Origin of the sequence: Shinella sp. WSC3-e, from assembly GCF_945994535.1 — a bacterium.
GTDB classification, from domain to species: Bacteria; Pseudomonadota; Alphaproteobacteria; order Rhizobiales; family Rhizobiaceae; genus Shinella; species Shinella yambaruensis.
The window spans coordinates 3,517,900-3,539,209 of the sequence record NZ_OZ000530.1; the positions used below are offsets into that span (position 1 = coordinate 3,517,900).

Consider the following 21,310-nt stretch of genomic DNA (forward strand, 5'->3'; position numbering starts at 1 on the left):
CCGAACGAACCACGATGAGCGATCTTCCCAAAGTCCGCCGGCTTGAGGCCGTCGGTTTCCGCGCCTGGCCGGCCGCCTCCGTGCACTACGACGGAAGCTGGCTCTTTCGGCTGACCGCCGGCCATCCCTCGCGCCGGCTGAACTCGGTGAACCCGCTCGACCCGTCCGACACGCGCGACATCGATATCCGCCTGGAAAAGGCGGCCAAGAAGTTTTCCGACTACGGTCGCCCGCTGCTAGTGCGCCAGACGCCGCTGACCCCGCCGAAACTTGTCGCCCACATGGACGATGCCGGCTGGACGGAAGCGGGCCGCACCATCGTCATGACGGCCGACCTTGCCACGCTGCCGCGTGACGAGGGGCTCGACCATCTGCCGAGCCGCGACGTCGGCAGGTTCGTCGATGCGCGTATCCGCGTTGCCGGCGACGACCCGGCGCTGAAGCCCGGCCTCACCGAGATCATCAACGCCATCAAGCCGGAAACCGGGCTGTTCATCTTCGAGGAGCCGGATTTCGGCCCGACGGCCGTGGCGATCGCCGTACATGACAACGACCTCGTCGGCATCCTCCAGCTTGGCGTCGCGGAGGAAAGGCGCGGCCGCGGTCTCGGCACCGCCGTCCTCCATGCCGCGCTGCGCTGGGCAAAGCTCAAGGGCGCACGCCAGGCCTGGGTGCAGGTCGAGGCCGAGAATGCCGCCGCCATCGCGCTCTATCGCCGCGCGGGCTTCAAGGACGTCTACCAGTACAGCTACCGGGGGCCTGCCGCGGCATGAGCGAGATCGAAACGAAACCCCGCCGCATCCTGCTCGTCGCCGCCTGCGCGCTCGTCGACGCCGATGGCCGCATTCTGCTGGCGCAGCGCCCGGAGGGGAAATCGCTCGCCGGCCTGTGGGAGTTTCCCGGCGGCAAGGTGGAGCAGGGCGAAACGCCGGAAGAGACGCTGATCCGCGAACTGGACGAGGAACTCGGCATCCGCACGAAGGTGGCCTGCCTCGCCCCGCTGACCTTTGCCAGCCATACCTATGACGACTTCCATCTCCTGATGCCGCTCTACATCTGCCGCCGCTTCGAGGGCACCGCGCACGGCCGCGAGGGGCAGGCGATCAAGTGGGTGCGGTCGAAGGCGCTGCGCGACTATCCGATGCCCCCGGCCGACGAACCGCTCATCCCCTTCCTGATGGACCTTCTTTGAAGGCCTGGCGAGAATTTACCCAGCATTTTCCATGCTCCGTTAAGCAATCGTTTAGCACCCTCGTTCAATGATCGGTCTTGAACGTTGCAATGCCTACGAGACCCTGTGATGCGTGACGAAGACTTCTGGAAAGCCGTTCAGGAGAAGGATTTCACGTCGGCCGGCGATACCCGGACCGGCGCGCTCAACCTCGCCCTGCTCTTCGGCACGGCTGTCATCGCGCTTGCGCTCGTCCTGACCCCGGTTCTTTCCGCAAAGACCGACAAGCGCATGATGGCAAATGTGCCGGATGAATTCGACATGATCTCGACGGGATCGATCCCGTCGGACGGCAGAAAGCGCTATACGGTGCGCCGCAGCGTCCTGCAGGAAATGCCGGGCGCCGTCTGCATCGTCAACGGCACCGGTGGAAACAACGGCTGTTGAGCAGAAACAACGATGCGCGAGGGCGCGGGAGCGTGGAATGGTGCTGAAATCACTGAAATCATTCTGCTCCGACCGCACCGGCGGCACGGCTGTCGAATACGGGCTCCTGCTCGGGCTCATCTCGATCGGCCTGCTGGCCGGCCTCGAAGCCTTCAGCAACAGCCTTTCGGACACCTTCGGCACCATCACCAACACCATCGACTCCGCCGGTACAGAATAAATCAGGTGCCGCCGCCCTGCTTCAGGGCATCGGCGAGGCGCATCGTCGCCGAGCCGGGTTTCAGCGGCTTCTGCTGGCTTTCGTGCGGCGCCCAGCCTGAAACATAGATGACCGAAAAGCTCGCACGGATGCGCCCGTCCGGATCGGAGAAGCGCTCCGCATAAAGCTCCGCCGCGCGCAGGAGGACGCCGCGCGTGAGCGGCCGGCGGCTGCGGCCGGCGAGCGGATTGGCCATGCCCATGGCCCGCAGGTCCTTCATCAGCGGAAAGATCGAATCGTAACGCACCGTATAGGTCTCCCGGTCCGTCACCGGCAGGGCGAAGCCGCCGCGCTGGAGAAGCGCGCCGACATCGCGCACATCCGGGAAGGGAATGACCCGCGGGCTCGCCCCGCCCGTGACCTCGCTTTCCGCCGCAAGCAGCACCTCGCGCAGTTCCTGCAGGGTGCCGCTGCCGGGGATGGCCGCAAGGAACAGCCCGTCCGGCTTCAGCGCACGGCGGATCTGCACGAAGACGCCCGGCGTGTCGTTGGTGAGGTGCAGCGCCAGCGGCGAGACGATGAGGTTGGCCGACTGCGGCTCCAGCGGCACCGTTTCGAGCGGCGACACCGTCAGCGCCTCGCCCGGCGCGGCGAACCGCGCGTCGCTTTCCACCCGCTCCATCCCGTCCACCTTGCCCGTCGCGACGATCGCCCGCGCGGCGGCACCGGTGTGGCCGTGCAGCTCGACGGCCCGCTCGAAGCGGCGTTCGATGACGCTGAGGCGCTCGGCAAGCTCGCGCGCCACCACGTCGAGCAGGAAATCCGCCGGCTGGCCGGCAAGCGCGCGCCGCCGGTTCGTGTCGATCAGGGATTGGTCGAAGAGCGTTTCCATGGGAGGGGTCCGGTTCGCAATTCCATTCGCTTTGGCCGCTTGGACCGACTATTGTCAACCGCATGGGCGAAATCGAGGCCGAGGCAGCACCGGCAGTCCCGCTCCGGCAGGCCCTTGCCCGCCGGCTGCGCGGCCTTGCGGGCAGCGCCCTCGACCTCGTCTATCCACCGGCCTGCGCAGGCTGCGGCGTGCTGCTCGGCAGCCGTGCAGGCCTCTGCCCGCGGTGCTGGTCGAAGCTCGCCCTGATCGAACGCCCCTATTGCGAGGTGCTCGGCACGCCCTTCTCGCACGATCTCGGCCCTGGCATCCTCAGCGCCGACGCCATCGCCAACCCGCCGCCTTTCGACCGGCTGCGCTCCGTCGCGCTCTACGACGACCTTGCCCGCGTGCTCGTCCATGCGCTGAAGTACCGCGACCGCACCGATCTCGCGCCGATGATGGCCGGATGGATGCTGCGCGCCGGCGACGGCACCGTGGAGGTCGCGGACGCCATCGTCCCCGTTCCCCTGCATCGCTTCCGCCTCCTCTGGCGCAAGTTCAACCAGTCGTCGGAGCTTGCCCGCGCGCTCGGCGGGCTTTCCGGCAGGCCCGTTCTCGTCGATGCCGTGCGCCGCACGAAACGCACCCGCCGCCAGATCGGCCTCGGACCCCGCGCCCGCGAGGAGAACGTGCGCGGCGCCTTCACCGTCACGCCGGAGGGCCGCGAGGCGCTGTTCGGCCGCCGCGTGGTGCTCGTCGACGACGTCTATACGACCGGGGCCACCGTTTCGGCCGTCACGCGCGCGCTGAAACGGGCAGGCGCCGCCGACATCACCGTTTTGACCTTTGCAAGGGCGCTTCCCGGACCTATATGAAAGACAAGGTTTTCCAAGCTTTGGAGCAGGAGAATATGGCTTCGGTCGTCATCTATACGCGTCAGTTCTGCGGCTATTGCAGCGCCGCCAAGAAACTTCTCGAAACCAAGGGCGTGGCCTACCAGGAGCACGACGCGACCTATGCGCCGGAGATCCGCCAGGAGATGATCAAGCGCGCCAACGGCCGCAGCACCTTCCCGCAGATCTTCATCGACGAACGCCATGTCGGCGGCTGCGACGACCTGCACGCCCTGGAGCGCGCCGGCGAACTCGACGCCCTGCTCGTAGCCTGAGGAGTTCGCCATGACCGTCACGATCGCCGCCCTCCAGATGTGCTCCGGGACCGATCCCGTCCGCAACGTGGAGACGATGCGGCGCCTCGTGCGCGAGGCGGCCGCCAAGGGCGCCGTCTATGTCCAGACGCCGGAAATGACCGGCGCGCTCCAGCGCGACCGCGCGGGGCTGCGCGCCATCCTGCGCACGGAGGCCGACGATCTCGTGGTCGCCGCCGCGGCCGAACTTGCCGCCGAGCTCGCCATCCACGTGCATGTCGGCTCCACCGCCATCGCGCTTGCCGACGGCAAGGTCGCCAATCGCGGTTTCCTGTTCGGCCCCGATGGCGGACAGGTCTGCACCTACGACAAGATCCACATGTTCGACGTCGATCTCGACAATGGCGAGAGCTGGCGCGAAAGTGCGGTCTATTCGCCGGGCGCCGTCGCGCGCATGGCGGACCTTCCCTTCGCACGGCTCGGCTTTGCCATCTGCTACGACGTGCGCTTCCCCGAGCTCTTCAAGGTGCAGGCCCAGGCCGGCGCCGAGATCATCTCCGTTCCCGCCGCCTTCACGCGCCAGACCGGCGAAGCCCATTGGGAAACGCTGCTGCGCGCCCGCGCCATCGAGAACGGCGTCTACATCATCGCCGCCGCGCAGGCCGGCATGCATGAGGACGGCCGCGAGACCTTTGGCCATTCCATGATCATCGATCCGTGGGGCCGCGTCCTGGCCAGCGCCGGCGGCACGGGCGAGGCCGTCGTGCTCGCCGAGGTCGACAATGCCGCCGTCAAGGCCGCGCACGACAAGATCCCCAACCTGCGCAACGGGCGCACCTTCACGCTGGAAACGGCACAGGCGCCCGCGAAGGGAGGCGTTGCCGCTTGATCCGCTACGAGCTTTCCTGTGACAACGGGCACGCCTTCGAAGGGTGGTTCGGCTCTGCGGACGATTTCGACCGCCAGCAGAAGAGGGCGCTCGTCTCCTGTCCCACCTGCGGCTCCGCCCATGTCGCCAAGCGCCTGATGGCGCCCTCCGTCTCGACCGCCCGCAAGAAGGAGCGCCGCCAGGAGCTCGTGGTGCAGGCCGGCCAGAAGGAGATGATGAACAAGCTTCGGGAGATCGTCTCGACCATCCGCGCCAATTCGGAGGATGTCGGCGAGCGCTTTCCGGAAGAAGCGCGCAAGATCCATTACGGCGAGGCCGAGCAGCGCGGCCTGATCGGCCGGGCCTCGGCGGACGAGGTGCGCGAGCTGCTGGAGGAGGGCGTCGAGGTCGCGCCGCTTCCCGTCCTGCCCGACGAAACCAACTGATGCGCGGCCATCATCTCGCGATCTACAATTTCGGCCTGCATGTCGACGACTACGATAGCCCGCGCGTCGAAGGCTTTCGCCTGCGCGAACCGCTGAATTTCGAGGCGGCGAGCCGGGCGGAGGGGTTCGTCGGCCGTTCCGGCTATGACGGCGAGCCGGGACCGGAAAGCTGGGGCGAGAAGGTCTATCCCCGCTTCATTACCGGCAGCGGCTTTGCGGATGCTCCCTCCTCGCTCTCGCTGTGGAGCGGGCTCGAGGCGCTGATGGCCTTCACCTATAACGGTGTGCACGCCGACGCCCTGAAACACGCCCGCAACTGGAACCAGCGGCAGGCCTGGCCTGCCCTCGTGCTCTGGTGGGTGGCGGAAGGCGTCCGGCCTCTCTGGGCCGATGGCGCCGAGCGGCTGGAGCATCTTGCCGATCGCGGCCCGTCGCCCCGCGCCTTCACCTTCAAGACGGCTTTTTGCCCCGACGGCAACACCGTCGGCATCGACCGCGAAAGCGTGAAGGCGATCGCCGCGCGCAACGCGGCCGGGCAGCAGGACCTGCTTGCCGTCGCGAAGACGTTGAAGGCCTGACCGGAGCTTCCCGCGGGCCGGCTTCAGGCGGAGGCGCGGCGCGCCACCATCATGTAGTTGACGTCCATGTCCTTCGACAGGTTCCACTGGTTGGACAGCGGGTTGAAGAACACGCCGGTGCGATCGGTCACCATCAGCCCCGAGGCCGTCAGCGGTTTCTCGATCTCCTCCGGGCGCACCAGCTTTTCATATTGATGGGTGCCGCGCGGCAGCCAGCGCAGCACGTTTTCCGCCGCGAAGATCGCCAGCGCCGCCGCCTTCAGCGTGCGGTTGATCGTGGCGACGAACATCATGCCGCCGGGACGCACCATGGAGGCGCAGGTGGTGAGGAAGAAATCGACGTCGGAGACGTGCTCGACCACTTCCATGTTGAGCACGACGTCGAAGGTCTCGCCGGCTTCCGCCAGTGCCTCGGCGGTCACCGCCCGGTAATCGACCGGAACGCCGCTGCCTGCCGCATGGGCCTTGGCGATGCCGATGTTCTTTTCCGAGGCATCCGCCCCGAGCACATCCGCCCCCATGCGCGCCATCGGCTCGGAGAGCAGGCCGCCGCCGCAGCCGATATCGAGGATGCGCAGGCCCTCGAGCGGGCGATGCGCCGCGGGGTCGCGGCCGAACTGACCGGACACGAGATCGCGGATATAGGTGAGGCGGACCGGATTGAACTTGTGCAAGGGCCGGAATTTCCCGGCCGGGTCCCACCACTCGGCCGCCATCGCCGAAAAGCGGTCGACTTCCGCCTGGTCGATCGTCGTGCGGGCTGCCTCGCTCATGGCTCGTCTCCTTCGCGTCCGTGTCCCCCGTGAAGTCGGCCTCCCCGGGGCGGATGTCAAGGGTCGAATGCGGAGGGAGACGAAGTGAAGCGGTTCAGCCGAGCCGCGTCGCGCGAAGCCGGTCCTCGTCGAGGGCCACGCCGAGGCCGGGCGTTTCGCCCAGCACAAGCCAGCCGTCCTCGTGCCGCAGCGGCGCCTGCAGCGGGTAGTCACGGCGCGCCTCGCTCCATTCCGGCCCGTCATAGGGATATTCGAGGAAGGGCGCGTCGCCCGCCCCCGCCGTCAGATGCGCATTGGCGAGCACGCCGATGCCGTTCGTCCAGGAATGCGGGGTGAAGGCGACGCCCGCCTCGCGCGCCTGGAAGGCGAGCCGCCGGCATCCCGTGATGCCGCCGACCAGCGCCACGTCCGGCTGGATCACGTCGAAGGCGCGTTCCTCGATGATGTCGCGGAACTCATAGAGCTCGCGCGTCATCTCCCCGCCCGCGATGCGCACGCTCGTCGCCTCCTTCAACGCCTTCATGCCCTTGCGATCGGAGCGGTGCAGCGGCTCCTCCATCCAGTAGATGCCGAGCCGTTCCAGCTCACGCGCGACGACGAGCGCATCCTTGAAGGTCCAGGAGAGCGTCGTGTCCCAGGGCATGCGCCAACCCTGGTTGCAGTCGACCATCAGCTCCAGCCGGTCGCCGACACGGGCGCGGATCGCCTCCAGCGCCTTCACGTCCTCGCGCCAGCCGTTGCGCCCGCCGGCGGAGGAGGAGAAGCGCACCTTCATCGCCGGAAAGCCTTCCGCGATGTAGCGCTCGGCCTGGTCGGCCATGGCGGCGGGTTCTCGCAGCACGCCGGAGGACGCATAGAGCCGCACCCGGTCGGCACGGCCACCAAGCATGCGCCAGACCGGCTCGCCCGTCACCTTGCCCGCAAGGTCCCAGAGCGCCAGATCGAGCGGCCAGCAGCGGCCATAGTGGAAATTGATGTGCGAGAGCACCTCGTAGTGCCGTTCGAGATGGCGCGGGTCCGCACCGATGAACAAATCCTCATGGCCCTCGAACCCCTTCATTAGGTCGCCGGAGCCAATGCCTTCGCGACCTTCCTCGTCGCGCACGCGCACGATCGTCGCGTCGAAATGCCGGCGCGGGCGACCATCCCAGCTTGCCTTGAACGGCGGATCGAGCGGCAGCCGGTGATGGCTGATGCCGATGGAAACGATCCTGCTCATGCGCTCCTCCCCTGGACTTGAGCCTTCAACCGAACTGCTGCCAGATTGTCTTGTAGTCGCAATATTTGTCGATCGCATGCACCGAGCGGTCGCGGCCGAAACCCGATTGCTTGAAGCCGCCGAAGGGCGTCGCGAAATTCGACATGTCGTAGGTGTTGATCCAGACCGTGCCGGCATGGATGCCCTCGGAGAACCGGTGCGCCCGGTCCATGTCGCGGGTGAAAACGGCGCCGGCAAGCCCGTAGATGGTGTCATTGGCGATTGCGAGCGCTTCCTCCTCCGTGTCGAAGGCGATGGCCGCAAGCACAGGGCCGAAGATCTCCTGCCGGGCGATGCGCATGTCGTTCGTCACATCCGTGATGACACCCGGCGAGACATAGCAGCCGCCCGTCTCGGACAGCACCCTTTCTGCGCCGAAGACGCGGCGCCCGCCGTCCGCCTCCCCCGCCGCGACGAGGCCGAGGACCTTGTCCATGTGCTCCGTCTCGATCAACGCACCGATCTGCGCCGAAGGCTCGAAGGGATGCGCCAGCACGATCTCTCGGCTCACCACCGCCTCGATCTTCTCGATCAGCGCATCCTGCACCGGGCGTTGCACGAGAAGGCGGGTCGCGGCATGGCAGGTCTCGCCGGAATTGTAGAAACAGCCCCAGGCGGCCGCGCTCGCCGCCGCGTCGAGATCGGCATCGGCAAAGACGACGAGCGGCGACTTGCCGCCGAGTTCCAGCGCCACGCGCTTGAGGTTCGACTGCGCGGCGTAGCCCATGATCAGCTTGCCCACCTCGGTCGAGCCGGTGAAGGCGACCATGTCGACATCCGCGTGGAACGCGAGCGGCTTGCCGACCTCCTCGCCGAAACCCGTGACGACGTTGAAGACGCCGGCGGGCAGGCCCGCCTCGACGGCAAGCTCGGCGAGCCGAAGCGCCGAGAGCGAGGACTGCTCGGCCGGCTTCAGCACCACGCAATTGCCAGCCGCGATCGCCGGCCCGAGCTTCCAGGCATCGATGATCATCGGATAGTTCCACGGCGTGATCGCCGCGACGACACCGAGCGGCACCTTGCGGACGAGCGCGCGCGCCTTCGGCCCGGTCGGGGCGATCTCGTCATACATCTTGTCGATCATCTCGCCGTAATACTGGATGCCCTCGGCGCACAGGCGCACGTCGACGCCGAGCGAGGCCTGCACCGGTTTGCCGACATCGAGCGTTTCGAGAAGCGCCAGCTCTTCGCCATGGATCCGGATCAGCTCCGCCCAGCGCAGCATGATCCGCTTCTTCTCCAGCGGCTCCTTGCCACGCCACACACCACTGGCAAAGGCCTTGCGGGCAGAAGCCACGGCAAAGTCGACATCGGCCGCATCGCCGCGCGCCAGCACGGCGCCGGGTTGGCCGTCCATGGGCCGCGTGCGGGTAAAAGTCCGGCCGGAAACGGCAGGCTGCACCCTGCCATCGATGAAATGCCCGCGGGCAAGCGAGAGGCCGGCAAGGCGTTCTTCCCAATAGGCGCGGCTGTGCTGTTCGGTCATGGTCGTCCTCAGAGCGTCCGGGGCAGCGCCATCATGCTGGCGGCGAAGGCATCGATATCGGCATCCGAAACAGCCCGGATCGTCGAACGGCGCATCGGCTGGTTCTCCGGCGCGCGCATCTCACGGGCGAGGTCTTCGGCGGTGAAGGCGGCAAAGGCGGCCGGCAGGGCGCGGACGATGCCGCAACGGTCCATCAGGCCGGCGACGAAGCCGGGCAGCATCGCCGCATCCTGCAGGCCGCAGGCCCGCGCCGCCGCGGCAAGGTCGGGCGTGTCGGCCTCGACGAGCCAGGCGAGCGTCGCCTCGAAGCCGAGCGCCGTGGCGAGCCCGTGATGCACCGGCGCAAGGCCGGCGAGCGCATGGCTGATCGTATGGGCGATCGCCGTGCCGCAATTGTCGATCGCGATACCGGCATAACAGGCACCGAGCAGCACCTTGCCGCGCGCCTCCCTGTCCGCGGGGTTCTTGACCGCCGTTTCCAGCGCCTCCACGAGGAGGCCGAGGGCGGCATGGGCATAGAGCGCGGCGCCGGCATGGGCGTTGCGGTTGGTCGCCGCCTCAAAGGCATGCACGAAGGCGTCGAGCCCGCACCAGGCGGTAAGGTTTGCCGAAAGCGTCACGGTCAGCGCCGGATCGAGCAGCACGAGGTCCGCCTTGGTCTCCGGCCCCCAGATCCACAGCTTCTTGCCCTCCGGCCCGGTGAAGATGGTCGTCGCCGACGTTTCCGAGCCGGTGCCCGCCGTCGTCGGCACCAGGATCTTGCGCAGCGGCCTGCCCGGCAAAGGGTGGGCGGCAAGCGCATAGTGCATCGGGCCGTCCGCGCCCGCCGCCACGCAAGCCGCGATCTTGGCGATATCGAGCGCCGACCCGCCGCCGAGACCGACGACGAGGTCCTTGCCGCTGGCCGCTGCCGTGGCGGCCTCGACCGCGGCCAGCTTCGGCTCGCCGGCAAAACCGGAGAAGAATTCCACCGCCACGCCCTCGGCATCAAACTGGTCGGCCAGGCGCCCGCCGAGCCCGCCGGCAGCAAGGAACCCGTCGATGACGACGAGCACGGAGCGGGCACCGAGCGCACGGGCGCATGCGGCGATGGTCTCATAGACCCCTTCGCCGAAACGAATCTCGGGCACGAAAGACGTTGTGAACGGCACGGAACCTCCCGAACGGATTTGCCGAACCGTGCATCACAATTTCAGATTTTCAAATCCTTGGATTCTTCAGTCTTTTTGATAACCTCAGATCATGAAGGACGCTATGCTCGCCCGTATTCCCCTCGAAGCTTTCCGTGTCTTCGACGCCGCCTGCCGGCACATGAACTTTTCGCGCGCCGGGCGGGAGCTGAACATCACCCAGGCGGCCGTCAGCCGGCGCATCAAGGGGCTAGAGGATCATCTCGGCACGCAGCTCTTCGCCCGCAGCGGCAAGAACCTGGCCCTGACGCCGCGCGGCGAAAGGCTGTTCCAGCGCGTGCGCGCCTCGCTTGACTATCTGGAGGAAAGCCTGGAGCCGTTCCGCACCGGCGCGGGACAGAGCATCTCGCTCGCCGCCAGCGGGTCTGTCTCCCATCTCTGGCTCGGCCGGCGCCTGCGCGATTTCTCCCGCGACAATCCCGACGTCGCGCTCCGCCTCGTCACGTCGGACAGCCCGGCCGACCTCGCCTCCGAGAACAACGACCTTGTCATCCTCTACAGCGCCGGCGAGCACCCCCGCTGGACGCTGACGCCGCTTCTCGCCGAAACGCTCGCCCCGGTGGCCTCGCCGGACTATATCGCCCGCAAGGGCCTCGATGCCGCCGCCATTGCCCCGGCCGATCTTATCGCCCTCGACCTCATCGACTACGAGCGCTTCAATGCCAACTGGATCTCCTTCCGGCCCTGGCTGGAGCGGGTCGCGCCGCAGGCGCTGCGCAAGGCGCCGCCGCGGCCGCACCTCACCTTCTCCACCTATGCGCTCGCTGTCGACGCGGCCCTCAGCGGCGACGGCGTGGCGCTCGGCAGCCTCGATCTCCTTGCCGCCGCGCTTGCCGAAGGCGCCCTGGTGCAGCTCGGGGAGACGCGCCTCGTCACCGGCTACGGCTATCATCTCGGCCTGCCGAAATTCCGCACCTCGCCGCCCGAAGCGCTCCGGCTGCACGACAGCCTGCTCGCCAGCCGCGCCGGGCCGTAAGGCTCCCGCGCTTGCAGGCATCCGGGGAGTAGCCTATCAGGAGCGGGAGATCGATGGATCCGGCCCCGAATGGGCCCGGCACCACCGCATCGACACGGGCAACGGCGCGGTTCGGCATGACGGAGCGGAAGCAAGGCAGATCCGGCTTGGTTGTCTTCGGGCTTTTGGCCGTCGTGCTGCTCGGAGCGATCGGCGCGACCGTGCTCCTGGCCAACGACTACCGCAATCTCAACCGCTTGCTCGCCCGCTTCGGCTACGATCCCGTCGCCGTGACGCCGCAGACGCGCGACTTGCGCCCCTATGAGCTGAAGGGCAACCGCGTGCCGCGCCCCAGGGGTCTCATCCCGGAACGGCTCCTGACGCCCGTCACCCCGATGCAGACCCGGTTCGTCCGCACCATCCGCAAGGCGCCGGAAATGCTCTGCGATGCGCTGCGCCGCAGCGGCTTCGAGACGGCCGGCTGGAAGGCCGGACTGTTCGACCAGCAGAGCTGGGAATGCCAGTCCTACCGCGAATTCCCCGACGCGAGCGACGGCACGAACCCGTCCTCCTCCGCCTTCCTGTCGATCCGGGGCAATGCGGAAACCCGCGTCTCCTCCTTCCGCATCAAGCTCAACATCGAGAACACGGCGACGCAGAACCGCGTGACGGATGCCGTCATCGCGGCGATCGAGGTCTTCCTCGACGAGGTGCGCTGGGAAGAGGCGCCCGACATCTTCGCCGATATCCGCGCCCTCAAGGAATTCGACATCATCCGCTTCGGCAACCGCATCCAGCTCAAGAAGGAGTTCAGTGAAACGCCGCGCTACAATTTCATCATCACGCCGGACCGCACGCGAACCCGCGGCACCTACCTGCCGGATTATTTCGACCGCGGCCGCTGGCTGCCGCTGCCCGACAAGCTGTGATGCGCCGGGAGATGGAGCTTGCCATGAAAAGACCGACAAAGCGAACCCGGTGGGCACAGGTGCTTGCCCTCCTCTTCTCGGCGGCCTCCGCCCAGGCTGCCGGCCTCGAATCCGGCCCGGTTTCGGACGATCCGATCTGGACCGACAAGCCCGTGCGCATCGACCGCAAGACGCAGGCCTATGAGCGGCTGGCCGTGGAGCCGATCGTGCTGCCGCTGCGCCTTCACCCGTCCGCCCGCGTCACCGTCTTCGACAGCGCCTCCTTCGCGGACGGTGGCCGGCTCTATGTGCTGACGGACGCCGTGCCGGTCGATCCGAAGCGGTTCTGCCGCGATGCCGACGGCACGGTCGCTATCTGCGGCCAGCAGGCGCGCATCGCCCTCAGGCGGCTGGTCGCCGGCAAGAGACTGACCTGCGAAGAGAATATCCGGTTTTCCGGTGTGTCCTTTCTCACCTGCTCGGCCGGCGGCAAGGATCTCGCCGAAACGCTCGTCGCGACCGGTGCGGCCTCGGCCGCCACGCCGCGGCTTGCCGCCACCCAGGAGGACGCCATGCGGCGAAAGGCCGGCATCTGGATCGACGCGGAATGCCGCGCCCGCGGGCGATGCCCGCCGGGGCGGGGACGTTAGAGCATTCCCGATGGACTCCGGTTCACCAGGAATGCCCCAGACTCTCGCTTTTGCCGCATTAGCCGACGCTGATGCGCCACTTGCCGGTTCCCTCTCCGGCCCATCCCCGCTATGACAGGACCATGAGCCTCCCTGCCCAGCCCATGCTCCGCCAGCGCCTCACGCTTGCCGCCGACCGGCCGCTCATCTACGCCATCGGCGATGTTCATGGCTGCCTCGACGCCCTGCTGGCGCTTGAGGACAGGATCCGCACGGACGCCGCGTCCCGCATGGCCGAGCGGCCGCTCCTCCTCTATCTCGGCGACTATGTCGACCGCGGCCCGGCCTCCCGGGCGGTGATCGAGCATCTGGCGAAGCCCGACCATGGCGACGGCATCGAGCGCATCGCGCTGTGCGGCAACCATGACGACACGTTCCTGAAATTCATCTTCAATCCGCACCAGCACCTGCGCTGGCTGGACTACGGCGGCGACGCGACGCTGCGCTCCTACGGGCTGGACCTTGCGGACTATACCGACCCCGGCGAGGCGGTGCACACGCTCGGCGCGGCCCTGCGCCGCGCGGTCCCGCAGCACCATATCGATTTCCTGCAAAACATGCCGATCGCGCTGATGAGCGGCGACCGGCTCTTCGTCCATGCCGGCATCATGCCCGGCATTCCGCTCGCCCGACAGGAGGATCATGACCTCATCTGGATCCGCGAGCCCTTCCTCAGCGAGGGTCCCGGCCTGCCGCTGACGGTCATCCATGGCCATACGGCGGGGCGCGAGCCGGTCTTCGGCAAGGGCCGCATCTGCATCGACACGACCTGCTACGCCACCGGCCGGCTGACCGCCCTCAGGGTGACCCTTGCGGGCGCGGACCTGATTTAGGGATCATCACCCCCGCCCGAACTCGTCCTCGATGCGGATGATGTCGTCTTCGCCAAGATAGGAGCCGGTCTGCACCTCGATCAGTTCGAGCAGGATTTTTCCCGGATTGGCGAGGCGATGCACCTCGCCCTGCGGAATGTAGACGGATTCGTTCTCGCGGAGCGGGATCGTCCTGTCGCCGATCGTCACCTCGGCCGTGCCCCGTACGACGATCCAGTGTTCCGAGCGATGGTGGTGCTTTTGCAGCGACAGCCGCTTGCCGGGCGTCACGAACAGGCGCTTGACCTGGAAACGCTCGCCGTTCAGCACCGAGGTATAGCCGCCCCAGGGCCGGTAGGAGGTCGGGTGCGTCTCGGTCAGCTTCGCCGTCTTCGGCAGGCTGGCGAGATGCTTCACCAGCTTGCCGACATTCTGGCTGTCCTCCATGCGGCCGACATAGACGGCGTCCTCGCTGGCGATGACGGCGACATTGTCGAGGCCCTGCACGGCGACGTGGATGTCCCGCGAGATGATCAGCGAGTTGCGCGTGTCGAGCACCGTCGTGCTGCCGTCGGCGACGTTGCCGGCCTCGTCCTGCCGGCCGGTCTTCCACACCGAATCCCAGCTGCCGAGATCGGACCAGGTGATCGGCGAGGGCACGACGGCGGCGATCGGCGTCTTCTCGAAAATGGCATAGTCGACGGAGATATCGGGCGCGCGCGAAAAGGCCGCCTCGTCGAGCCGCTCGAAGTCGAGGTCGTGCTGTGCCTTGGCGACCGCTTCGCCCGCCGCCTCCAGCACGTCCGGCGCATATTGCCGCAGTTCGCGCAGGAAGAGCCCGACCGGCAGCATGAACATGCCGGAATTCCAGAGATAGCCGCCGGCCGCCAGCATGGCCGTCGCCCTTTCGTGATCCGGCTTCTCGACGAACCGGCGCACCGCATTGGCGCCATTGCCGAGGTCCTCGCCGATCTCGATGTAACCGTAGCCGGTCGCGGGCTCGCTCGGCGTGATGCCGAAGGTGACGAGGCGGCCGGCCCTCGCGGCGGCAGCCGCCCTGGCGATGCAATCGAAATAGGTGGCGTTGGCATCGATCTCGTGATCGGAGGCAAGCACCTGCATGATCGCGTCGTCGCCGTGATGGCGCGCGATGAAGGTCGCGGCGGCGGCAAGCGCCGGCGCCGTGTTGCGGGCGACGGGCTCGAGCAGGATCGAGGTGAGCGCGACGCCGGCCGCGCGGGCCTGTTCGGCGACGAGGAAGCGGAAGTCGCTGTTGGTGACGACGATCGGCGCCGCATAGAGCCCCGCATCGGCGACGCGCGCCAGCGTTTTCTGGAAGAGCGTGGTTTCCCCGAGGAATTCGAGGAACTGCTTCGGCGCGGAGGCGCGCGACAGCGGCCAGAGACGGGTGCCCTTACCGCCGGCCATGATGACGGGTACGATCTTGCTGCTCATCCTGCTCGTCCTGATGCGTTGGTCCGCCCTCATGGCGCACGCCTTGCGCGCCACTCTCGCCCGGCGTCGTAAAGAAACAGCAAATTACCACAACCTGGCGTTCCGGTCGGGTACGCAATGTTGCGGATAGGGTAAAGAGGACCTTCTTCGCAAGCAGTGAAATGAAGGCAACAAAAAACCCGCCGGAACGGCGGGTTTGGCAGGCGCAAACGCGTACCGCGATCAGGCCGGTACGACGATACCCTGCAGCGTGGTGAGTTCGGCGAGATAGGTCTCTATGCCGAACTTCTGGTCGTCCGACTTGGCATGGCTCAGCTCGGCACGGGCGGCTTCGATGCGGCGAACGATGTCTTCGTTCTTGAAGTCGTCGACGTGCACGGCCGATTCGGCCAGCAGCGTGCAGCCTGTCGGGACGATGTCGGCGAACCCGCCGAAGACCACGTAGCGGTCCTTCTTGCCGTCCGCGAACTTCACGGTGACGATACCCGGCTTGATCGTCGTCATGGTCGGCGCGTGGTTGGCCATGACGGTCATCTCGCCCTCGGTCGCCGGGATGACGACCTCGCTGACGCTGCCGGAAACCAGCAGGCGCTCGGGGGAAACGAGTTCAAAGTTGAATTCTGTTGCCATGACCATCTTAGCGAATAGCGAATAGCGAATAGCGAATAGAATTCGTATTCGAGGTTCGCATTTTCCCTATTCGCTACTCCCTATTTCCTATTCGCTGTTAAGCCGCTTCGGCAGCCAGCTTCTTGGCCTTCTCGACGGCTTCTTCCATGGAGCCGACCATGTAGAAGGCAGCTTCCGGCAGGTGGTCGTACTCGCCGTTGACGAGGCCCTTGAAGCCCTTGATCGTGTCTTCGAGCGCGACGAGCTTGCCCGGCGAGCCGGTGAAGACTTCGGCCACGAAGAACGGCTGGGACAGGAAGCGCTCGATCTTGCGGGCGCGGGCAACGGCCAGCTTGTCGTCTTCCGACAGTTCGTCCATGCCGAGGATGGCGATGATGTCCTGCAGCGCCTTGTAGCGCTGCAGGGTCGTCTGGACCTTGCGGGCGACTTCGTAGTGCTCTTCGCCGACAACCATCGGGTCGAGCATGCGCGAGGTCGAGTCGAGCGGATCCACGGCCGGGTAGATGCCCTTTTCGGCGATCGAGCGCGACAGAACGGTCGTTGCGTCCAGGTGGGCGAACGAGGTTGCCGGCGCCGGGTCGGTCAAGTCGTCGGCCGGAACGTAGATGGCCTGGACCGAGGTGATCGAGCCCTTGGTCGTGGTGGTGATGCGTTCCTGCATCGCGCCCATGTCGGTGGCGAGCGTCGGCTGATAGCCCACGGCCGACGGGATGCGGCCGAGCAGAGCCGACACTTCGGAACCGGCCTGCGTGAAGCGGAAGATGTTGTCGACGAAGAACAGAACGTCCTGGCCCTTGTCGCGGAAGTCTTCGGCGATCGTCAGACCCGTCAGCGCAACGCGCGCGCGGGCACCCGGCGGTTCGTTCATCTGGCCGTAGACGAGGGCAGCCTTGGAGCCTTCGCCGCCGCCGTGCTTGTTCACGCCCGATTCGATCATCTCGTGGTAGAGGTCGTTGCCTTCGCGGGTACGTTCACCGACGCCCGCGAACACCGAGTAACCACCGTGCGCCTTGGCGACGTTGTTGATCAGTTCCATGATGAGAACGGTCTTGCCGACGCCTGCGCCGCCGAAGAGGCCGATCTTGCCGCCCTTCGCGTAGGGCGCCAGCAGGTCGACGACCTTGATGCCGGTGACGAGGATCTGCGCTTCCGTGGACTGCTCGACATAGGCCGGAGCATCCTGGTGGATGGCGCGCTTCGCCTTGGTGACGAGCGGGCCGGCTTCGTCGACGGGCTCGCCGATGACATTCATGATGCGGCCGAGCGTCTCGTCGCCGACCGGAACGGAGATCGGGGCGCCGGTGTCGGTCACGGGCTGGCCGCGGACGAGACCTTCGGTCGAGTCCATGGCGATCGTGCGAACCGTGTTTTCGCCGAGGTGCTGAGCGACTTCGAGAACGAGGCGGTTGCCGTTGTTGTCGGTTTCCAGCGCGTTCAGGATGAGCGGCAGGTCGCCGTCGAAGGCGACGTCAACGACGGCGCCGATAACCTGGGTAACGCGACCGGTCGCGCGGGCTGCGACCGGAGCCGCCGCCTTGGTTGCAGCAGCAGTCTTCGCTGCCGGCTTGCGCGCTGCCGGCTTCTTTTCCACTGCGGCGGTTTCCTTCGGGGTAGCTGCCTTAGCCATGTCTCTTACCCTCTTTGTCCTGGTCCTTAGAGCGCTTCAGCGCCCGAGATGATTTCGATGAGTTCCTTGGTGATCTGAGCCTGGCGCTGACGGTTGTAGTTGAGCGTCAGCTTGTTGATCATCTCACCAGCATTGCGGGTCGCGTTGTCCATGGCGCTCATCTTGGCGCCCATTTCGCCGGCGACGTTCTCGAGCAGGGCCCGGAAGATCTGGACGGAAATGTTGCGCGGGATGAGGTCCCCGAGGATCGCGCCGGCATCCGGCTCGTAGTCGTAGATCGCGTTGGCACCTGTCGTCTCGGCAGCGACCACCGGAGCGGAGGCCGGGATGAGCTGGAGCGCGGTCGGGATCTGCGAGATGACCGACTTGAACTCGGAATAGAACAGCGTGCAGACGTCGAATTCGCCCTGCTCGAACAGGCCGATGACCTTGTGGCCGATCTGGTCTGCATTGGCAAAGCCGATGCGCTTGACTTCGCGCAGATCGACGCGGTCGATGATCAGCGACGCGAATTCACGGCGCAGGATATCGAAACCCTTCTTGCCCACGCAGATGATCTTGACCGTCTTGCCGCTCGCCAGAAGCTTGCGGGTGTGGTCACGCGCAAGGCGCGCGATCTGCGAGTTGAAGCCGCCGCACAGGCCGCGTTCGGCCGTGCAGACGACGAGCAGGTGAACTTGGTCCTTGCCCGTGCCGGTCATCAGACGCGGCGCCGAATCGTCCTGGCCGACGGCCTGGGCGATGTTGGCGAGAACGGCGCTCATGCGCTGCGAATAGGGCCGGGCGGCCTCGGCCGCTTCCTGGGCACGCCGAAGCTTTGCCGCGGCGACCATCTTCATCGCCTTGGTGATCTTCTGCGTCGCCTTGACGGAGGCGATCCGGTTTTTCAGATCCTTAAGTGAAGGCATCCGTTTTCCGTCCTGTAACACGATCCGGGAGAGGTCTCCTCAGCGGATCATGCGTCAATCAAAGTTCCCGGGCTGCCTGCGCGCCGGCGGCGCGCAGGGCTCGAACCGTTAGGTCTCAGCCGAAGCTCTTGGCGAAGGCATCGAGAGCAGCCTTGAGCTTGCCCTTGGTGTCGTCGCTGATCGCCTTTTCGGTGCGGATCGTATCAAGGATCGCCTTGCCCTCGGAGCGCATGTAGCCGAGCAGGCCCTGCTCGAACTTGCCGACCTGGGCGACCGGCAGCTTGTCGAGATAGCCGTTGACGCCGGCGAAGATCACGACGACCTGCTCTTCCGTCTTCAGCGGCGAGAACTGCGGCTGCTTCAGGAGTTCGGTCAGGCGTGCACCGCGGTTGAGCAGGCGCTGCGTTGCGGCATCGAGGTCCGAGCCGAACTGGGCGAAGGCGGCCATTTCGCGATACTGGGCAAGCTCGCCCTTGATCGAGCCGGCGACCTGCTTCATCGCCTTGATCTGTGCGGAGGAGCCCACGCGGGACACCGACAGACCGACGTTAACGGCCGGGCGGATACCCTGGTAGAACAGGTCCGTTTCAAGGAAGATCTGGCCGTCGGTGATCGAGATCACGTTGGTCGGGATGAACGCCGAAACGTCGTTGCCCTGGGTTTCGATGACCGGCAGGGCCGTCAGCGAGCCAGCGCCCATCTCGTCGTTGAGCTTTGCCGCGCGTTCCAGCAGACGCGAATGCAGGTAGAAGACGTCGCCCGGATAGGCTTCGCGGCCCGGCGGGCGGCGCAGCAGCAGCGACATCTGGCGGTAGGAAACGGCCTGCTTGGACAGGTCGTCGTAGCCGATGAGGGCATGCATGCCGTTGTCGCGGAAATATTCGCCCATCGCGCAGCCGGCGAACGGTGCGAGATACTGCATCGGGGCCGGGTCGGAGGCGGTTGCAGCAACGATAATCGAGTACTGCAGCGCGCCGCGCTCTTCGAGCACCTTCACGAACTGGGCTACGGTCGAACGTTTCTGGCCGATGGCGACATAGACGCAGTACAGCTTGTCGCCGTCCGGGCCGTTGTCGTGGATCGCCTTCTGGTTCAGGATCGTGTCCAGGATGATGGCGGTCTTGCCGGTCTGGCGGTCGCCGATGACCAGCTCGCGCTGGCCGCGACCGACCGGGATGAGGGCGTCGATGGCCTTGAGGCCGGTCGACATCGGCTCATGCACCGACTTGCGCGGGATGATGCCCGGAGCCTTGACGTCAACGCGGGCGCGCTGCTTGGCATTGATCGGGCCTTTGCCGTCGATCGGGTTGCCGAGCGCGTCGACGACGCGGCCGAGCAGTTCCGGGCCGACCGGCACGTCCACGATGGCGCCGGTGCGCTTGACGGTGTCGCCTTCCTTGATGTCACGGTCGGAACCGAAGATAACGACGCCGACATTGTCGCTTTCCAGGTTCAGCGCCATGCCGCGGATGCCGCCGGGGAACTCCACCATTTCACCGGCCTGGACATTGTCGAGGCCGTAAACGCGGGCGATGCCGTCACCGACGGAGAGCACCTGGCCGACTTCCGAGACTTCCGCCTCTTTGCCGAAATTTTTGATCTGATCTTTGAGAATTGCGGAAATTTCCGCGGCGCGGATATCCATCAGCCGACCTCTTTCAGTGCAAGCTTAAGGGTAGAGAGTTTGGTGCGAAGGGAGGTGTCGATCTGGCGGGACCCGACCTTGACGATCAGACCACCGAGAATGGACGGGTCGACGGTGACGGCGATCGCCACGTCTTTGCCGGTGACGCCTTTCAGCGCCGCCTTCAATTCTGTTTCCTGCGCTGCGGTCAGCGCATGGGCCGAGGTGACATCGGCCGTGATTTCGCCGCGGGCGCGGGCCGCGATGGCGCGGTAGGCCTTGATCATGCCGGGGACGGCGAAGAGGCGGCGATTTGACGCAACCACCTTGAGGAAGTTTGCCACGAGACCCGTGATGCCGGCCTTGGCGGCAACGGCGGCAATGGCCTTGGTCTGATCTTCGGCGGAGAAGACGGGGCTGAGGATCAGCCGCTTCAGGTCGTCGCTTTCGTCGATCAGTGCCTGGAAACGGGCAAGATCGGCACCGACACTGTCAGCCGAACCGGCTTCCTGAGCGAGGTCGAAAAGCGAAGACGCGTATCTTTCTGCAACACCGGAAACAAGCTGGGATGTGTCTGCCACGGGCACAAGCTTCTCTTCTTTTCATTCAAGAGGTCGGGCAGTAGCGAAGCTACGGTCCTAACCAATTGAAATCGTTGCGGTAATCTTCAGTCCCTACAGGCTTTGGCGCCCGCTTTTTCTGAATTTCGCGGTTCGTCTAGCATACGAAACCGGGACTCGCAACACGCCGGACGCAGGAATGCGCCATAAGTCGGCCACAGTCGGGGCAAAAGTTGCCTGCGCGCACTCTGTTCTGGTGTTTATGGAGGCCGGAAGCCGGTTTTCCGGTCACAGGAAGCCGAAGGCGTAGCCGAGCGGCAGTGCGGCAAGCACCGCCTGCGCGCCGAGCACGGCAAGGTTCTTGAGCGTGAAGGAACCGTCCGACATCAGCGACAGGATGCGGCCGAACGCAGCCAGCGCGAAACCGCCGCCGATGGCCATGTAGATCCAGCTCTGCGCCATCAGCAGCGCGACGATGGCGATCCCCGCATAAAAGCCACCGGCCGAGCGGGCGAAGGCATATCCTTCCCGCGTGCCGTCCCGGATCTGGAGCCCGGCGAGCTTCAAGGCCGTGCCGGGCGCAAAGAGGGCGAAGAGGCCGAAGAGCACGGTCGCGATGGCGGCGCAGAACGCCAGGAGCTCGCCCGTCTCGGTGGGGATGTAGAATTCCATCTCGGCGTCTCTCCTTGCCTGCCCGCCGCCCTCTAT

General features: G+C 66.3%; 25 protein-coding genes. 13 read left to right on the plus strand and 12 right to left on the minus strand.

Annotated elements, in window-relative coordinates; genetic code table 11:
- The first annotated feature begins 14 nt into the window (after positions 1-14).
- From AABF56_RS17350 to AABF56_RS17365, 4 genes are all read left to right on the plus strand, one after another.
- Entirely contained in the window at positions 15-773 is a 759-nt protein-coding gene (locus tag AABF56_RS17350) for a GNAT family N-acetyltransferase (RefSeq protein WP_244769358.1), read from the plus strand.
- Entirely contained in the window at positions 770-1,192 is a 423-nt protein-coding gene (gene mutT / locus AABF56_RS17355; protein ID WP_272806898.1) for an 8-oxo-dGTP diphosphatase MutT, read from the plus strand. The genes AABF56_RS17350 and mutT overlap by 4 nt, the downstream gene beginning before the upstream one ends.
- Before the next feature lie 108 nt (positions 1,193-1,300).
- Positions 1,301-1,618 (plus strand): hypothetical protein, encoded by a 318-nt coding sequence (locus AABF56_RS17360; protein ID WP_244769356.1) that lies wholly within the window; start codon positions 1,301-1,303, stop codon positions 1,616-1,618.
- Positions 1,619-1,655: 37 nt separating this feature from the next.
- Positions 1,656-1,838, plus strand: coding sequence for a Flp family type IVb pilin (locus AABF56_RS17365; RefSeq protein WP_244769355.1), 183 nt, complete (start codon positions 1,656-1,658; stop codon positions 1,836-1,838).
- 1 nt (position 1,839) lies between these two features.
- On the opposite strand, the gene AABF56_RS17370 is transcribed toward AABF56_RS17365, so the two are convergent.
- A complete protein-coding gene (locus AABF56_RS17370; RefSeq protein WP_272806899.1) occupies positions 1,840-2,709 on the minus strand; it encodes a methyltransferase domain-containing protein in 870 nt (289 codons plus the stop codon).
- A 62-nt stretch (positions 2,710-2,771) separates the two neighbouring features.
- Between AABF56_RS17370 and AABF56_RS17375 the strand changes: the two genes are divergently transcribed.
- From AABF56_RS17375 to AABF56_RS17395, 5 genes are read left to right on the plus strand one after another with little or no spacing between them, the layout of a single operon-like run.
- Positions 2,772-3,563 (plus strand): ComF family protein, encoded by a 792-nt coding sequence (locus AABF56_RS17375; protein ID WP_272806900.1) that lies wholly within the window; start codon positions 2,772-2,774, stop codon positions 3,561-3,563.
- A 35-nt stretch (positions 3,564-3,598) separates the two neighbouring features.
- A complete protein-coding gene (grxC, locus tag AABF56_RS17380; RefSeq protein WP_272806901.1) occupies positions 3,599-3,856 on the plus strand; it encodes a glutaredoxin 3 in 258 nt (85 codons plus the stop codon).
- 10 nt (positions 3,857-3,866) lie between these two features.
- Positions 3,867-4,724: a carbon-nitrogen hydrolase family protein gene (locus AABF56_RS17385; RefSeq protein ID WP_272806902.1), complete on the plus strand. Its 858-nt coding sequence runs from the start codon at positions 3,867-3,869 to the stop codon at positions 4,722-4,724.
- Positions 4,721-5,149 (plus strand): DUF1178 family protein, encoded by a 429-nt coding sequence (locus tag AABF56_RS17390; RefSeq protein ID WP_272806903.1) that lies wholly within the window; start codon positions 4,721-4,723, stop codon positions 5,147-5,149. Before AABF56_RS17385 ends, AABF56_RS17390 begins: the two co-directional genes overlap by 4 nt.
- Positions 5,149-5,727, plus strand: coding sequence for a DUF3291 domain-containing protein (locus AABF56_RS17395; RefSeq protein ID WP_272806904.1), 579 nt, complete (start codon positions 5,149-5,151; stop codon positions 5,725-5,727). Before AABF56_RS17390 ends, AABF56_RS17395 begins: the two co-directional genes overlap by 1 nt.
- Positions 5,728-5,750: 23 nt before the next feature.
- On the opposite strand, the gene ubiG is transcribed toward AABF56_RS17395, so the two are convergent.
- From ubiG to AABF56_RS17415, 4 genes are all read right to left on the minus strand, one after another.
- On the minus strand, positions 5,751-6,500 hold the full coding sequence (gene ubiG, locus AABF56_RS17400; protein ID WP_272806905.1) for a bifunctional 2-polyprenyl-6-hydroxyphenol methylase/3-demethylubiquinol 3-O-methyltransferase UbiG: 750 nt from the start codon (positions 6,498-6,500) through the stop codon (positions 5,751-5,753).
- Positions 6,501-6,594: 94 nt separating this feature from the next.
- Positions 6,595-7,719: a mandelate racemase/muconate lactonizing enzyme family protein gene (locus AABF56_RS17405; RefSeq protein ID WP_272806906.1), complete on the minus strand. Its 1,125-nt coding sequence runs from the start codon at positions 7,717-7,719 to the stop codon at positions 6,595-6,597.
- A 25-nt stretch (positions 7,720-7,744) separates the two neighbouring features.
- Complete coding sequence (locus AABF56_RS17410) at positions 7,745-9,244, minus strand: aldehyde dehydrogenase (protein WP_272806907.1); 1,500 nt, start codon at positions 9,242-9,244, stop codon at positions 7,745-7,747.
- A gap of 8 nt (positions 9,245-9,252) precedes the next feature.
- On the minus strand, positions 9,253-10,395 hold the full coding sequence (locus AABF56_RS17415) for an iron-containing alcohol dehydrogenase (RefSeq protein WP_272806908.1): 1,143 nt from the start codon (positions 10,393-10,395) through the stop codon (positions 9,253-9,255).
- A gap of 91 nt (positions 10,396-10,486) precedes the next feature.
- On the opposite strand from AABF56_RS17415, the gene AABF56_RS17420 reads away from it, so the two are divergent.
- From AABF56_RS17420 to AABF56_RS17435, 4 genes are all read left to right on the plus strand, one after another.
- Positions 10,487-11,410, plus strand: coding sequence for a LysR substrate-binding domain-containing protein (locus tag AABF56_RS17420; RefSeq protein WP_272806909.1), 924 nt, complete (start codon positions 10,487-10,489; stop codon positions 11,408-11,410).
- Positions 11,411-11,556: 146 nt separating this feature from the next.
- Positions 11,557-12,318, plus strand: a complete 762-nt coding sequence (locus AABF56_RS17425) for a DUF6030 family protein (RefSeq protein ID WP_272806910.1) — start codon at positions 11,557-11,559, stop codon at positions 12,316-12,318.
- Between the two features lie 23 nt (positions 12,319-12,341).
- Entirely contained in the window at positions 12,342-12,947 is a 606-nt protein-coding gene (locus tag AABF56_RS17430) for a thermonuclease family protein (protein WP_272806911.1), read from the plus strand.
- A 122-nt stretch (positions 12,948-13,069) separates the two neighbouring features.
- On the plus strand, positions 13,070-13,819 hold the full coding sequence (locus AABF56_RS17435) for a metallophosphoesterase family protein (RefSeq protein WP_272806912.1): 750 nt from the start codon (positions 13,070-13,072) through the stop codon (positions 13,817-13,819).
- Between the two features lie 6 nt (positions 13,820-13,825).
- Here AABF56_RS17435 and AABF56_RS17440 read toward each other — a convergent pair whose 3' ends face one another.
- The 7 genes from AABF56_RS17440 to AABF56_RS17470 all read right to left on the minus strand — a co-directional run bounded on the left by AABF56_RS17440 (position 13,826) and on the right by AABF56_RS17470 (position 21,274).
- Positions 13,826-15,253 carry a mannose-1-phosphate guanylyltransferase/mannose-6-phosphate isomerase gene (locus tag AABF56_RS17440; protein WP_272806913.1) on the minus strand — a complete coding sequence of 476 codons (1,428 nt, stop codon included), beginning with the start codon at positions 15,251-15,253 and terminating at the stop codon, positions 13,826-13,828.
- Positions 15,254-15,475: 222 nt separating this feature from the next.
- Positions 15,476-15,883 carry a F0F1 ATP synthase subunit epsilon gene (locus tag AABF56_RS17445; protein ID WP_272806914.1) on the minus strand — a complete coding sequence of 136 codons (408 nt, stop codon included), beginning with the start codon at positions 15,881-15,883 and terminating at the stop codon, positions 15,476-15,478.
- 97 nt (positions 15,884-15,980) lie between these two features.
- Positions 15,981-17,510 (minus strand): F0F1 ATP synthase subunit beta, encoded by a 1,530-nt coding sequence (gene atpD, locus AABF56_RS17450; protein WP_272806915.1) that lies wholly within the window; start codon positions 17,508-17,510, stop codon positions 15,981-15,983.
- A gap of 26 nt (positions 17,511-17,536) precedes the next feature.
- Positions 17,537-18,418 carry a F0F1 ATP synthase subunit gamma gene (locus tag AABF56_RS17455; protein WP_272806916.1) on the minus strand — a complete coding sequence of 294 codons (882 nt, stop codon included), beginning with the start codon at positions 18,416-18,418 and terminating at the stop codon, positions 17,537-17,539.
- 115 nt (positions 18,419-18,533) lie between these two features.
- Positions 18,534-20,063, minus strand: coding sequence for a F0F1 ATP synthase subunit alpha (gene atpA / locus AABF56_RS17460; RefSeq protein ID WP_244769339.1), 1,530 nt, complete (start codon positions 20,061-20,063; stop codon positions 18,534-18,536).
- Positions 20,063-20,629 carry a F0F1 ATP synthase subunit delta gene (locus AABF56_RS17465; protein ID WP_244769338.1) on the minus strand — a complete coding sequence of 189 codons (567 nt, stop codon included), beginning with the start codon at positions 20,627-20,629 and terminating at the stop codon, positions 20,063-20,065. The genes atpA and AABF56_RS17465 overlap by 1 nt, the downstream gene beginning before the upstream one ends.
- 261 nt (positions 20,630-20,890) lie before the next feature.
- A complete protein-coding gene (locus tag AABF56_RS17470; RefSeq protein WP_272806917.1) occupies positions 20,891-21,274 on the minus strand; it encodes an AGROH133_08824 family phage infection protein in 384 nt (127 codons plus the stop codon).
- Between the last annotated feature and the right edge of the window lie 36 nt (positions 21,275-21,310).